12 protein-coding genes are annotated in these 13,033 nt (G+C 70.8%); 8 read left to right on the top strand and 4 right to left on the bottom strand.

Annotation, left to right across the window (positions count from 1 at the left end):
• Positions 1–108: 108 nt before the first annotated feature.
• Entirely contained in the window at positions 109–756 is a 648-nt protein-coding gene (locus AB0B61_RS10005; protein WP_358430270.1) for a TetR family transcriptional regulator, read from the bottom strand.
• Between the two features lie 4 nt (positions 757–760).
• On the bottom strand, positions 761–1,981 hold the full coding sequence (locus tag AB0B61_RS10000) for a cytochrome P450 (protein WP_358430267.1): 1,221 nt from the start codon (positions 1,979–1,981) through the stop codon (positions 761–763).
• A gap of 128 nt (positions 1,982–2,109) precedes the next feature.
• Here AB0B61_RS10000 and AB0B61_RS09995 point away from each other — a divergent pair, with 128 nt between their 5' ends.
• The 3 genes from AB0B61_RS09995 to AB0B61_RS09985 all read left to right on the top strand — a co-directional run bounded on the left by AB0B61_RS09995 (position 2,110) and on the right by AB0B61_RS09985 (position 5,497).
• Positions 2,110–3,579, top strand: coding sequence for an MFS transporter (locus AB0B61_RS09995; RefSeq protein ID WP_358430265.1), 1,470 nt, complete (start codon positions 2,110–2,112; stop codon positions 3,577–3,579).
• Positions 3,580–3,806: 227 nt separating this feature from the next.
• Positions 3,807–4,901 (top strand): PASTA domain-containing protein, encoded by a 1,095-nt coding sequence (locus AB0B61_RS09990; RefSeq protein ID WP_358430262.1) that lies wholly within the window; start codon positions 3,807–3,809, stop codon positions 4,899–4,901.
• Positions 4,898–5,497, top strand: coding sequence for a hypothetical protein (locus tag AB0B61_RS09985; RefSeq protein ID WP_358430260.1), 600 nt, complete (start codon positions 4,898–4,900; stop codon positions 5,495–5,497). Before AB0B61_RS09990 ends, AB0B61_RS09985 begins: the two co-directional genes overlap by 4 nt.
• Before the next feature lie 71 nt (positions 5,498–5,568).
• Here AB0B61_RS09985 and AB0B61_RS09980 read toward each other — a convergent pair whose 3' ends face one another.
• Entirely contained in the window at positions 5,569–5,940 is a 372-nt protein-coding gene (locus AB0B61_RS09980; protein WP_357952302.1) for a helix-turn-helix domain-containing protein, read from the bottom strand.
• Between the two features lie 69 nt (positions 5,941–6,009).
• Between AB0B61_RS09980 and AB0B61_RS09975 the strand changes: the two genes are divergently transcribed.
• Positions 6,010–6,846 (top strand): SDR family oxidoreductase, encoded by an 837-nt coding sequence (locus tag AB0B61_RS09975; RefSeq protein WP_358430257.1) that lies wholly within the window; start codon positions 6,010–6,012, stop codon positions 6,844–6,846.
• A 178-nt stretch (positions 6,847–7,024) separates the two neighbouring features.
• Here AB0B61_RS09975 and AB0B61_RS09970 read toward each other — a convergent pair whose 3' ends face one another.
• The gene (locus AB0B61_RS09970; RefSeq protein ID WP_358430254.1) at positions 7,025–8,626 is read right to left on the bottom strand and encodes a carboxylesterase family protein; all 1,602 of its coding nucleotides are present in this window, start codon (positions 8,624–8,626) and stop codon (positions 7,025–7,027) included.
• A 380-nt stretch (positions 8,627–9,006) separates the two neighbouring features.
• On the opposite strand from AB0B61_RS09970, the gene AB0B61_RS09965 reads away from it, so the two are divergent.
• From AB0B61_RS09965 to AB0B61_RS09950, 4 genes are read left to right on the top strand one after another with little or no spacing between them, the layout of a single operon-like run.
• Positions 9,007–11,655 (top strand): nitrate- and nitrite sensing domain-containing protein, encoded by a 2,649-nt coding sequence (locus AB0B61_RS09965; protein WP_358430251.1) that lies wholly within the window; start codon positions 9,007–9,009, stop codon positions 11,653–11,655.
• Positions 11,648–12,073 carry a roadblock/LC7 domain-containing protein gene (locus AB0B61_RS09960; protein WP_357641159.1) on the top strand — a complete coding sequence of 142 codons (426 nt, stop codon included), beginning with the start codon at positions 11,648–11,650 and terminating at the stop codon, positions 12,071–12,073. Before AB0B61_RS09965 ends, AB0B61_RS09960 begins: the two co-directional genes overlap by 8 nt.
• Positions 12,070–12,420, top strand: coding sequence for a DUF742 domain-containing protein (locus AB0B61_RS09955; RefSeq protein ID WP_358430248.1), 351 nt, complete (start codon positions 12,070–12,072; stop codon positions 12,418–12,420). The genes AB0B61_RS09960 and AB0B61_RS09955 overlap by 4 nt, the downstream gene beginning before the upstream one ends.
• Positions 12,401–12,982: an ATP/GTP-binding protein gene (locus AB0B61_RS09950; RefSeq protein ID WP_357952297.1), complete on the top strand. Its 582-nt coding sequence runs from the start codon at positions 12,401–12,403 to the stop codon at positions 12,980–12,982. Before AB0B61_RS09955 ends, AB0B61_RS09950 begins: the two co-directional genes overlap by 20 nt.
• Positions 12,983–13,033: the final 51 nt, after the last annotated feature.

Raw genomic sequence — 13,033 nt, 5'->3', positions numbered from 1 at the left:
GAGGGCCTAATTACGCACGATCAAACATCTTTCGCCTCAGATTGGACTAAGTACCGCGCGCCGCTGGACCGTCCAGGTGCGGTGAGCCCTACCTGAACGGTCCAGCGGTTACGAGCGGGGCGTGACCGGAGCCAGCCAGAGACCGACGATCGCGTCGATCAGCCCGGTCGCGGCGTCGTGCCAGCTGGACCGGGGTGTGGGGGTGCCTTCGGCGAGTGCGCGCTCGCGCTCGGCGATCATGTGCACCATCAGCTGACGCGCCATGTCGCCGCGTTCGAGGCGTACCTCCAGCGGCAGATCGGGGAGACACCGGTTGAGCCCGTCGACCGCCTGGCGCAGGGACGGCGAGCTGATCGTCTCCTCGATCATGATCTCCCGCAGTGCGGGGTCGGTCATCACCTGGGCGCTGAACCGGGCGAACCAGGTGGGGTTCCCCAAAGCGCCCAGGTGCTCGGTGATCGGGCGCAACAGGCAGCCCACCCAGTCACGCGCGTCCGTGGAGCCGGCCGTCTCGGCCAGCATGCGCAGGCGCAGCCGCTCCATCGGCTCGGAGTGCTTGCGCACGATGGCGCGTATGAGATCCGCCTTGGTGCCGAAGTGGTAGCCGACCGCCGCCGTGTTGCCCTGTCCGGCGGCCTCGCTGACCTGGCGGTTGGACACGGCGAAGACCCCGTGCTCGGCGAACAGCCGCTCCGCCGCCGTCAGGATCTGCTCTCGCGTCGCGCTCACGCGCTCGGCCCGGGCGGTTCTCTCCATCAGGTCACCACCGTACTGGAAGCTCGCTCAGTCCGCCGACGACGAGCCCCTCGACCCGGCGCAGTTCCTCAGTTGTGACGGCGAGCTCCAGGGTGGGCAGCTTGCGCAGCAGCACGTCGAGCACCGCCTGCAACTCCGTGCGGGCCAGTGGCTGGCCGAGGCACGAATGAGCGCCGGCGCCGAAGGCCAGGTGCGGGTTCGGGCTGCGGCTGAGGTCCATCTCGCCGGCACCGTCGAACGCGCTCTCGTCCCGGTTGGCCGCGGCCATGTCGCACAGCACCGTGGTGCCACGCGGCAGGAGGGTGCCGCCGACCTCGACCTCCTCGCCGATGTAACGCGGCATCCCGAACCCGAGGTTGGCGTCGAAGCGCAGGGCCTCCTCCACCGTGGTGCGCACCAGCGACCGATCGGCCAGCAGCCGCTCCCAGCGGCTCCGGTCGGTCAGCAGCATGGCCAGCATCTTCGCGATCATGTTCGCGGTGGTCTCGTGCCCGGCGACCAGCAGGCCCATGCCGGTGGCCACCAGCGCCGCGTCGGACATCTTGCCGCCCTCGGCGTCGGTGCCCGTGATGAGCTCACTGAGCAGGTCGTCGCCCGGCTCCTCGCGCTTGGCGGCGATGTGGCCGGCCATGTACGCCACGAACTCGGCCTGCGCCGCCTCGGTCTCCGCCTGCGTGTAGCGGGTCAGGTTGAGCAGGCTGTCGGACCAGTAGGAGAACCTGTCGCGGTCGGAGTCGGGGACCCCGAGCATGTCGCAGATCACCCAGACCGGCAGCGGGAAGCCCAGGCTCGCCTTGAGATCGGCCGGTTGACCCTGCCGCACCATGTCGTCGATGAGCTGCTCGGCCATCGCCTCGATCCCCGGCCGCAGCGCGTTCATCCGCTTGGCCGTGAACCACTTGGTGATCATCCGCCGCCACAGCAGATGGCCCTCGCCGCTCTGCGGGAGCGCCGTCGCCATCTCGCTGTTGAACACGCCGCCCGACTCGCTGTCGGAGATCCGGGCCGCGTCATCCGCGTTCAGCTGCCGGGAGAAGCGCGGGTCGGACAGCACCTGCTTGACATCGGCGTAGCGCGTGAGCAGCGACGCCTCGTCCCCGCTGGGCAGCGTCACCCGCGCGACCGGGCACTCCTGCCGCAGCCGCGCCCACTCCGCCGGCGGCTCCAGCGCCCCTTCTCTGGAAAGCGGGTAGCTCAACGCCTGCTGGTCCTGGCTCTGGCTCACCGTACGTCCTCCTCGAATTCGGCCCTCGGTACGCGCCCAGTCAACCGGCCCTGCTAATTTAAGTCAAACAGTTGATTTAAGTTATGGCCGGATCACAGGTATCCGGCCGCTCGGACGGAGACCTTTCCATGAGCCATGCACAAGCTCAGCCCTTCGAGGCCGAGCCGCCCGGCCCGCCGCGGACCAATGCCGTCGTGGTGGTGCTGGCCTTCGCCGGGATCGTGGTCGCGCTGATGCAGACCCTGGTGATCCCGCTGATCCCCCAGCTCCCCCGGCTCCTGAGCGCCTCGGCCTCCGACGCCACCTGGGCGATCACCGCGACACTGCTCGCCGGCGCCGTCGCCACCCCGGTCATGGGACGCCTGGGCGACATGTACGGCAAACGGCTCATGCTGCTCATCAGCCTGACCCTGCTGGTGGCCGGCTCGATCGTCGCCGCCCTCAGCGACTCCCTGGTGCCGATGGTCGTCGGACGGGCCCTTCAGGGTCTGGCGGCCGGCGTCATCCCCCTGGGCATCAGCATCATGCGTGACGAACTGCCGGCCGAACGCCTCGGCTCGGCCACCGCGCTGATGAGCGCCTCACTCGGCGTGGGCGGGGCGCTCGGCCTGCCCGCGGCCGCCTTCCTGGCCGAGCGCACCGACTGGCACGTGCTGTTCTGGACCGCGGCGGGCTTCGGCGCCCTGGCCGCCGTGCTCGTGCTGACGCTCGTCCCCGAGTCCAGTGTCCGCAGCGGGGGCCGATTCGACCTGGTCGGCGCGGCCGGGCTGTCGACCGCGCTGGTGTGCCTGCTGCTGGCCATCTCCCAGGGCGCCGGCTGGGGCTGGACCAGCGGCCGTACCATCGGGCTGTTCGCGGTCTCGGCCGTCGTCCTGCTGCTGTGGGGCTGGTGGGAGCTGCGTACCAGGCAGCCGCTGGTGGACCTGCGCGCCACCGCGCGCCGTCAGGTGCTGCTCACGAACCTCGCCTCCGCCGTGTTCGGGTTCGCGATGTTCGCGATGTCCCTGGTGCTGCCCCAGCTGCTGCAGCTGCCCGAGGCCACCGGTTACGGGCTGGGCCAGTCGATGCTGGTCGTGGGCCTGGTGATGGGTCCGTCGGGCCTGGTGATGATGGCCATGGCCCCGTTGTCCGCGCGCATCTCCAGGGCCAGGGGCCCCAAGACGACGCTGATGGTCGGCGCCGTCGTGGTCGCCATCGGGTACGGCCTGGGCACCGTGCTGATGTCCGCCATCTGGCAGCTCGTGCTCGTCTCCGCCGTCATCGGGGCCGGCATCGGCCTGGCGTACGGGGCCATGCCCGCGCTCATCATGGCCGCCGTGCCGCTGTCCGAGACGGCCGCCGCCAACAGCCTCAACACCCTGATGCGCTCGATCGGCACCTCGATCTCCAGCGCCGTCTCGGGCGCCATCCTGGCCCAGCTGACCATGTCCCTCGGACCCGTGACCGTTCCCTCGCAGAACGGCTTCCGCGTCGTCCTGGCCCTCGGCGCCGCCATGGCCCTCATCGCCCTGGTGATCATGTCCTTCATCCCCGGCCGCCGCCCGGCCGCCTCCGCCGGGACGCCGCGCACCACCGTCCCCGCACACGCGAAGGGCTGATTCGCTCCGGCGGCCCTTTCACTCCGGCGGCCCTGGGGGGAGGCCGCCACGCGAGGTGAGTAGCGGCCTGCTCAAGCCACCACGCGGCTTGAGCAGAGGCCCGCTCAAACCGCCATGCGAGTTGAGTAGGGGCCCGCTCAAGACACCACGCGAGTTGAGTAGAGGCCTACTCATGACCCGGCCGGGTTGCGCGCCTAGCGTCGAAGCCCTGAGCCGGGGAGGTGGCGATGCGCCGGTATGGCCTGGTGGCCTACATACTTGCCGCGAGCGTGATGGTGCTGATGGCCGCGTGCGTGATCGGGCTGAGCCCGGCGACGGCCGGGGCAGCGGGGGCAGCGTCGCCGACGGCCGCGCCGTCCTGCCCGACGCTGTCCGAATGGAACAGCGAGACGCATGACGGCACCCGCCCGGGGCCGGTGCCGAACGTCATGGGGATGACCCGGGACAGCGCGGTCGCCGCGCTGGCCCAGGGCGGCTTCGACACGGAGTCCACGCCTTCCGACGCGGCGGGCGACTGGACGGTCACCGACCAGACCCCGACCAGCGAGGAGCTCGCGAACTGCGGCTCCACCGTCACCATCGACCTCCAGGCACCGACCGTGGAGGTCCCGGACGTCGTGGGCGACCAGCGGGACGTGGCGGAGAAGAAGATCCGCGACAAGGGGCTCGTCCCGTCGGTGGCCGAGGGAGACGGTACGGGCGTGGTGGACGCTCAGGATCCCGCCGCCGGCACGCAGGTGCCCAGCGGCAGCACCGTGACGCTGACCCTGCGTCCCCCCGCGCCGACGTCTCCGACACCTGACGACCGCGTCGAGGTCCCCGACCTGAACGGGCTCAGCGCGAACGTGGCGCGGCGGCAGCTTCAGGGCCTGGGGCTCACGCTCGTCGTCGGCAGCGGGGACTCGGGCCGCGTGAGCGGGCAGGATCCGGCCGCCGGCACCACCGTCGATCGCGGCAGCTCCGTCACCGTCACGCTGACCCCGGCGCCCACGCCGACCGACCCCGCGAGCCCCGACGTCACGCCGACCGATACCGACGAGTCGCCGCAGGTCAGCGATATCGACTCGGACAAGACCGACGCGTCGAGCTCGCCGCTGCCCGGCTTGCTGGTGAGCGCGCTCGTGGCGGCGGGCGTAGTGGTCTGGGCGCTGCGCCGCGCCCGCCGCGGCCGGCGGACGTCCGCGACGCCCTCCGTGGTCTGCGTCCCGTACGCCGACCTCTCGCCGAGCTTGCAGATCCGTGAGTTCGCGCCCTCGCTCAGCCTCGACTTCGTCTGCCACCACGACCAGGGCCGGCAGGAGATCAGGGAGATCGTACGGTGACCGTTACCTTAATCACCCAGCCCAGCACCGCCGACCTGCTGCTCTACGCCGACCCGAAACAGGCGGCCCAGGAGCTGGCGCGGGCTGTGGACGCCCGCCGGGTGCTCGACGAGATCACCCGGCAGGTCCAGGCGCCGCCCGGCGAGCTGGCGCGCAGGGCCGCCGAGGCGGGCGCCGACCTGCTCGGCGGCATCGATGTGGGGTCGGTGCTGCTGGGCGGCTGGGCGAAGTACCGCAGCCTGCGCGCCGCGGCCCGCAGGACCTTGGACAACCCGGGTACGGGACAGGTCGTGCCGCTGGCCGAGCACGAGGTCGTCTCCCACCACGAGCCCTATGTCGAGGTACAGGTCAACGGCCGGCCGGTGGGCCGGGTGACCTTCGGCGTGGACCTCATCCTGCATCTCACCGTGGTGCAGGCCAGGGTCCGCGGCGGCCGGCTGATGGGGCTGACCGGGGGCGACTGCACGGCCGCCATCGCCTGCAAGATCCAGGGCGTCGAGGTGGCCAGAAAGGAGTTCGTGGTGGTCACGCTGCCGATCAACCGCGATTTCGGGACGGGCTTCGCCCTGCTGCCAGAGGCACGGACGGCGAGCTGACGGCCGGCCGACCGGCGTACCAGCGCGGCCGGCGCTGACTGCTAGCTGCGGGCTGATGTCCCCGCGCGCCTCTAACGGCCCTGGTAGCCCTCGCGGGCGGTCACGACGTCGGGCATGCGGTCCTCCAGCCAGGTGATGAGGGGGATCAGGCGCTCGGCGGCCTCGCGGCCCAGCGAAGTGAGGCTGTATTCGACCCGGGGCGGAATCGTGTGCTCGGCCACCCGCAGCACCATGCCATCGCGTTCCAGAGTCTGGAGGGTCTGGGACAGCATCTTCTCGCTCACCCCGTCGACGCGGCGGCGCAGCGCGTTGAAGCGGTAGGGCCCCTCGTAGAGGGCCACCAGCGCCAGGATCGCCCAGCGGCCGGTGATCGTCTCCAGCACCGAACGAGAGGTGCACTTGCGCGAGAAGACGTCGGCCACCAGGTTCTCGAACTCCTCCATGCATGCTAGCTTAACAGTGCTTTCTGATAGAAAGTACTAACCACTAGCTAGTACTGAGATGGAGTAATCATGATCGTGGTAACCGGAGCCAGCGGACACCTGGGCCGACTGGTGGTCGAGGAGCTCAAGAAGCGGATCCCCGCCGAGCGGATCGTCGCGGCCGCGCGTACCCCGGAGAAGGCCGCGGATCTCGGCGTCGAGGTCCGCGAAGCCTCCTATGACCGGCCCGAGACGCTCAAGAGCGCCTTCGAGGGCGCCACCAAGGTGCTGCTCGTCTCCGGCACCGAGGAGAACCGGCTCCAGCAGCACTCGGCGGTCGTCGACGCGGCCAAGGCGGCCGGCGCCACGCTCACCTACACCAGCGCGCCCAAGGCCGACACCACAGAGGCCGGCCTCGCCGCCGACCACAAGGCGACCGAGGAGTACATCAAGGCGTCCGGCGTGACGTACACGATCTTGCGCAACAACTGGTACCACGAGAACTACGAGCAGTCGATCGCGAACGCTCCCCAGCTCGGCGCGATTTACGGCGCCGCGGGCGACGGCCGGATCGCCGCCGCCTCGCGCGCGGACTACGCCGCGGCGACGGCCGCCGTGCTGGCCGGAGAGGGCCACGAGGGCAAGGTCTACGAGCTGGGCGGCGACACCGCCTGGACGCTCGCCGACCTGGCCGCCGAGATCTCCAAGGTCACCGGCAAGGAGGTCGCCTACCAGGACCTGCCGAAGGACGACTTCGCGGGCGTTCTGGCCGGCGCCGGCGTCCCGGCTCCGTTCGCGGCGCTCCTGGCCGACGTGGACGTCCACATCTCCCGTGGCTGGCTCGGCGACACCCCCGGCACGCTGAGCGAGCTCATCGGCCGGCCGACCCAGCCGGTCGGCGAGTACGTCCGCTCCCTGCTCGGTTAGTCACCGCGACACCCCGCTCAGGGCCGCCCGTACGACGGGGGCGGCCCTCAGGATCGGGTCATCGGCCAGGGTGCCGCGGCACGTTCGTCGCCCTGTCCGCGCCGTGGTCCCACGGGCAAGTCGTCCTGTCCGCGCCCTGGTCCCACGGGCAAGTCGCCCTGGTCCCACGGGCAGAAGGTCAGAGCGCGTCCCACAGGTCGCAGTTGTGCTCGGTGGCCATCTCGGTGGCCGGGACCATCACCGACCGTCCGCCCGCGCGCAGCGACATGACGCGCGAGGTGCGGTTGTAGTCCGGCCAGGGCGACGCGAACGGCGCCTGCGGCCGGGCGAGCCGGGTGAACGAGCCCCAGTAGTGCACCATGTCCGCCGCCAGCCGGCGCTCGGCCGCGTCGAAGGTGGGCGCGATCGGCGTGCCGTTGTCGAAGCTCGGCCACAGGTAGGCCAGCTCGGCGGCGTGCCCGGCGCCCCACTCGTACCCGACCGGCTGGGGGGTCAGGCCCGGCCCCGTACGGTGGTCGAACCGGTAGGCGAACACGCGGGTGTAGCCGGACAGGTCCTTGATGAACCGGAGCGTCGGGCAGCCGCCCAGGCCCGCGATGAACCCGGAGTCGGTGAAGATCGCCGCCGACAGGTACGCGCCGGTGAACCGGTCCGGCGCCGCCGGCCAGGGATACCGGCGCAGGATGGCGTCGGCGTTGGCGCCGTACAGGGAGCGGACGAAGCTCTCGTACTGCTCCCGCGTCCAGTCCAGATTGCCCTGCGCGAACGTACGGCCCTCGTCGCGGGTGGAGCCCACGATCAGGGGCACGCGCTGGAAGTGACCCGCGCGGACGGCGTCACCGGGAGCCTCCGGCAGCACCGGGCCGCCGGACACGAACGAGCTGAACTGCGGCCCGTCGACGAGCCGCGCCGGGGACAGCGCGCGCAGGCAGGCGACGGCGGTCGCGTCGTCGGCGCAGCCGAGCTGGCCGGCGATGGAGGTGCCGGACTGCTCCCCCTGGCTGACGGGCTGGCTGACACAGGAGCCGCTCTGGATGATCGCGCGGTTGAAGAGCCCGCTCGATCCGGGGGCGGTGAGGTGGCCGCAGACGGAGAACCCGCCGGCCGACTCGCCGTCGATGGTGACCTGCCGGGAATCGCCGCCGAAGGCGCCGATGTTGCGCTGTACCCAGCGCAGCGCCGCCTGCTGGTCGAGGAACCCGTAGTTGCCGGACTGACCGGCCTCGCGGGTGAGCGCCGGGTGGGCCAGGAAGCCGAACACGCCCAGGCGGTAGTTGATGCTCACCACCACGACGTTCTCCAGCCGGGCGATCAGGCTGCCGTCGTGCTGGTTGCCGGAGCCGTTGACCAGGCCGCCGCCGTGGATCCAGAACAGCACGGGCAGCCGCTGCCCGGCCTTGGTGCCGGCAGGCCTGAAGACGTTGAGGTACAGGCAGTCCTCGGTCTCGGAACGCGGTCCGTTGCTGCTGGCCGCGGCGGAACAGCGGTTGCCCCACTCGGCGGCGTCGCGAACGCCCGTCCACGCGCGGGCCGGGCGGGGCGCGCTCCAGCGCAGGTCGCCGACCGGCGGCTGCGCGTACGGGACGGCCAGGAACCGGTCCACACGATCGGCCACGGCGCCCCTGAGCAGACCGGTCTCCGCCCGCACCACCGGGCGGGCCGCGCCGGCGAGGGCGGGGCTCGCGGGGATTCCTAAGAGAAACGTGATGACGGCGGTCAGCAGCGCGAAAACGCGACGGCTCGATTTCCTTTTCGGCGTCGGAGCGAGAGTTTCAGGCATGTACGCAACTCCTTCGGGACGGGCCGGAGGGAATCATGCGCCTGAAACATAGCTCTGGTCCGATCTCGCGGATAGCGCTCTCCCGGTGGACGGAAGGCTTTTACGCCAAGCCCGAGCCGGTCGGCGATCCGGGCCACGGCGGCGCCCATACTCGTCACTGTGCGTCAGACGCCAACCGTCACGATCACAAACCGTGTGCTGACAAAGAGTCAACCCACCATTGTGCACGAATCTTCACATCTGGAGCTTGAAGTACATCTGCCCCATCGGCATAGTGGACGCACCACAGGCGTATCAGTCGTGGCGGGCATCCTGGGGGGCCGCTACCAGTTCACGACTGCCTAGCGGCGCACCACTACGCGCGGAATTGGACACGATGGATGAGCTCGCCTCCGCCGATCCGCACCAAACTGCTGAGGATCCTGCTGCTTCCGCTGGTCTCGATGGTCGCCTTATGGGGGTTCATCGCCTACTCCAGCGCGGATGAGATCGCCGCGGTCTCCCAGAGGCAGGACCGGTGGGACGCCATCGGATCGCCGGTCCTGGAGCTGATCATCGAGCTGCAGCAGGAGCGCCAGCTTTCGGCGGCGGCGCCACGCAGCACCGGCACGTACGCGCTGCTGGCCGAGCAGCGGCCGATCACCGATGGCAAGGTCGCGCGGCTGCGCGAGGCCATCGGATCCATCGGCACCGGTGGCGAAGGGTCGGAGGACGACACCCCGGCCGAGGTGCGGGAGCTGGTACGGGCCCTCGACGGCCTCCAGTCGCTGCGCGAGCGCGCGGACGAGGGCGCGCTGTCCCCGCCGCTGAAGATCATCGACGCGTACAGCAACCTGATCAGCGTCGCCAACCGGCAGTTCACCGACTACGACGCGCTGAGCAGCCTCTCGTCCTACCGCGCGGTGCGCGGCATGGCGGCCTACAGCTCCACGGCGGAATACCTGGGCCAGGAGCACGCCGTGCTCACCAGCACGATCGTGCGCCGCAAGATGTCCCCCACGGACCGTGCCTCGTTCGTCGCCGCCATGACCAGCCGCCGGCTCGTCTTCGCCAACGCCGAACGCGACGCGGGCCCCGAACTGCGGGAGAACTACGACAAGCTGGTCGCCAGTGCCCCGTACAAGCGGCTGCTGTCGGTGGAAGACCGGCTGTTCAACTGGGACACCAACGGATCGCCGCCGGTGGACCCCGACGAATGGAAGGCCGACGCCGAGACCCTCCTCAGCGCCATCAACCTCGACACGCACGCCGAGCTGGGCCGCACCTCGGTGGAGGCCGAGGATCAGAAGACCGGGGCGTACTGGCGGATCTGGCTGGTCCTGATCCTGGGCCTGGCCGCGGTGGTCGCGTCGGTGGCGCTGTCGTACCGGTTCGGCCAGTCGCTGATCAGTGAGCTCAGACGGCTTCAGGCGTCCGCGGTCGAACTCGCCGAAGAACGGCTGCCCCGGCTGGTCGAGCGGCTGCGCCGCGGCGACGACGTCGATCCGGCCACGGAGGCGCCCGGCCTCGACCCGGCCCACACCGCCGAGGTCGATCGCGTGGTGAACGCGTTCTCCGCCGTACGCCGCACCGCGGTCGAGGCCGCGGTCGGCCAGGCGACGCTGCGCAAGGGCGTCGCCCAGGTCTTCCTCAACCTGGCCTGGCGCAACCAGGCGCTGCTCCATCGCCAGCTCGCGCTGCTCGACACCATGGAGCGCCGGGTGGACGATCCTGAGGTCCTGGAAGACCTCTTCAAGCTCGACCACCTGACCACCCGCATGCGGCGGCACGCGGAGAACCTCATCATCCTGTCCGACTCCGCCCCCGCCCGCCGCTGGCGCGACCCGGTGCCGCTGTTCGACGTCGTACGCGCGGCGGTGCTGGAGGTCGAGGACTACACCCGCGTCACCATCGCCCCGATGCCGGACTCCCCGCTGCTGGTCGGCGCCGCGGTCACCGACGTGATCCACCTGATCGCCGAGCTGGTGGAGAACGCCGCCGTCTTCTCCCCGCCCGACACGACCGTGCACGTCCGCAGCATGACCGCGGCCAACGGCTTCGCGCTCGAGGTGGAGGACCGGGGGCTGGGGATGAACCAGGACACTCTCGACGAGCTCAACGCCCGGCTGGTCAACCCGCCGGAGTTCGACCTGGCCGACAGCGACCGGCTCGGCCTGTTCGTGGTCTCCAGGCTGGCGGCCCGGCACAGCATCAAGATCATGCTGCGCCGCTCGCCGTACGACGGGACCACCGCGATCATGCTGATCCCCACCGCGCTGCTCGCCAACGCCGAGGCCCTGGCCGTCGCCGCGGCGCACCCGGTCGGTCACGCCGGTCGCGCGCCCAGGCCCATGCGGGCGATCGGCACCGCGCCCGCCGAGGCCCGGCCCCGCGTGGTGTCCCTGTCCCCGGAGCCGTTCTCTCCGGAACCCTTCTCCCCCTTGGCCTCGGACTCCCCCCTCGCCTCGGATGCCTTCTCCGCCCGCGCGGCGGAGGCCGTGAACGGCTGGGAGGTCCCTGGTGACCACGCCCGTGACCACGGGGACGCGGCTGCCCCGGACGGCCCGCCGGACGCGGGCGGCCGCGCTCCGGAGCCCGAGCGCGCGACCTGGTTCGAGGCCGGTCCTGTGCCGCGGCCGGCACCCGGCCCGGCGAACGGGCTGGGGAATGGGCTGGGGAATGGGCTGGGGAACGGCTCGGCGAATGGGCCGGGGAGCGAGTTCCTCGCCGAGCCGAGTACCGGACCGATTTCGAGATCGGGACGCGGCTCCGCCGGGTCCCCGGGTCCATCCGTAGAGTGGAGCCGCACAGTGCCCGCCCAGGAGGCCGACGAGGACCTCGACGGCTTGCCTATGCGCGTACCTCAAGCCAACATGGCTCCTCAGCTGCGCGCCGCGCGGCGCGCGGACCGCAGCGCCGTCTCGGTGCGCTCGCCGGAGGAGCTCGCACAGATCATGTCGTCCATGCAACGTGGCTGGCAGCAAGGTCGCGACCAGACGGAGCAGGAACACGACGTGTGGAACCGAAAGGACGACAATCCCGATGCCTGACGCCAGAAGTGAACTGAGCTGGCTCCTCGACGACCTCACCCAGCGGGTCCCCGGCATCCGGCACGCCATCGTGCTGTCCGCCGACGGGCTGGCCATGGGCGGCTCCCGGGAGCTGACGCGGGAGGACTCCGAGCACCTGTCCGCCATCTCCGCCGGCAGCCACAGCCTCGCCATGGGCGCGGGACGGCACTTCGGCCTGGGCGGCGTACGACAGACCATCATCGAGCTGGAGGGTGGCTTCCTGTTCGTCACCGCGGCGGGCCAGGGCGCCCGGCTGGCCGTGCTCGCCTCGGGTGACGCCGAGCTGGGCATGGTCACCTACGAGATGGCGCTCATGGTCAAGCGCGTCGGGGAGCACCTCTCCTCTCAGCCGAGGGGAGCGGCACCGGCACCCGCCTGGAACGGCGCCAGACCGTGACCGGGGAGGATCCCGGGCCGCTGATCCGGCTCTTCGGGCTGACCGGAGGCAGGGCGCGACCGCGTGGCGAGACGTTCGACCTGGTGGCCATCGTCACCACGGTCGGCGGCGCCTACGAGGCCGCGGACCTGATCCCGGAGCATCGCACCGTGCTGTCGGTGTGCCGCAGGCCCACACCGGTGGCGGATGTCGCGGCCCACCTCAAGCTGCCGCTCAACATCACGCGGGTGATCCTGAGCGACCTGCGACGCGAGGGTCTTGTCACCATCGAACGCCCGCGCCCCGCGGCGCAGACGATCGACGAACGCATCTACAGGGAAGTGCTGCATGGGCTACGCAGCCTCTGAGCCGGGGGCGACCGCGGTCGCCTCGGCCTTGGCCATCAAGATCCTCATCGCGGGCGGCTTCGGCGTCGGCAAGACCACCATGGTCGGCACCATCAGCGAGATCCGGCCGCTGCACACCGAGGAGCTCCTGAGCGAGCGGGGCATCGGGGTGGACGACACCTCGGGCGTGGACTCCAAGGTCACCACCACTGTGGCGCTGGACTTCGGCCGCATCACCATCCGCGACGGCTTGTGGCTGTACCTGTTCGGCACCCCCGGGCAGGACCGGTTCTGGTTCATGTGGGATGAGCTGTCGGTCGGCGCGCTCGGCGCGGTCGTGCTCACCGACACCCGCCGCCTGCAGGACTGCTTCCCGGCGGTGGACTACTTCGAGCAGCGCGGCATCCCGTTCCTGGTCGCCGTGAACTGCTTCGACGGGGCCAAACGCTACGACCCGGCCAAGGTACGGCGGGCGCTCGGCCTGGCCGAGACCACCCCGGTCGTGCTGTGCGACGTACGCGAGCGCGAGTCGGTCAAGGAAGTGCTCACGACGCTGGTCACGTACGCGGTGGAAGGGGCCTGACCCCCATCGGAGGAAGTTCCATGGAATCAGCTGTCGGCTGTCTATAGTTAC

The sequence above is a fragment of the Nonomuraea sp. NPDC049158 genome (assembly GCF_040648335.1).
In the GTDB taxonomy this organism is placed as follows: domain Bacteria; phylum Actinomycetota; class Actinomycetes; order Streptosporangiales; family Streptosporangiaceae; genus Nonomuraea.
The sequence above is the reverse complement of the archived record's forward strand: the minus strand, read 5'-3'. Positions and strand labels throughout refer to the sequence as shown.

Coding starts and splice junctions, on each gene's coding strand:
- AB0B61_RS09990 (WP_358430262.1), top strand. CDS start 3,807: ATGCGCCGGTATGGCCTGGTGGCCTACATACTTGCCGCGAGCGTGATG.
- AB0B61_RS09995 (WP_358430265.1), top strand. CDS start 2,110: ATGAGCCATGCACAAGCTCAGCCCTTCGAGGCCGAGCCGCCCGGCCCG.
- AB0B61_RS09980 (WP_357952302.1), bottom strand. CDS start 5,940: ATGGAGGAGTTCGAGAACCTGGTGGCCGACGTCTTCTCGCGCAAGTGC.
- AB0B61_RS09965 (WP_358430251.1), top strand. CDS start 9,007: ATGAGCTCGCCTCCGCCGATCCGCACCAAACTGCTGAGGATCCTGCTG.
- AB0B61_RS09970 (WP_358430254.1), bottom strand. CDS start 8,626: ATGCCTGAAACTCTCGCTCCGACGCCGAAAAGGAAATCGAGCCGTCGC.
- AB0B61_RS10005 (WP_358430270.1), bottom strand. CDS start 756: ATGGAGAGAACCGCCCGGGCCGAGCGCGTGAGCGCGACGCGAGAGCAG.
- AB0B61_RS09960 (WP_357641159.1), top strand. CDS start 11,648: ATGCCTGACGCCAGAAGTGAACTGAGCTGGCTCCTCGACGACCTCACC.
- AB0B61_RS09950 (WP_357952297.1), top strand. CDS start 12,401: ATGGGCTACGCAGCCTCTGAGCCGGGGGCGACCGCGGTCGCCTCGGCC.
- AB0B61_RS09975 (WP_358430257.1), top strand. CDS start 6,010: ATGATCGTGGTAACCGGAGCCAGCGGACACCTGGGCCGACTGGTGGTC.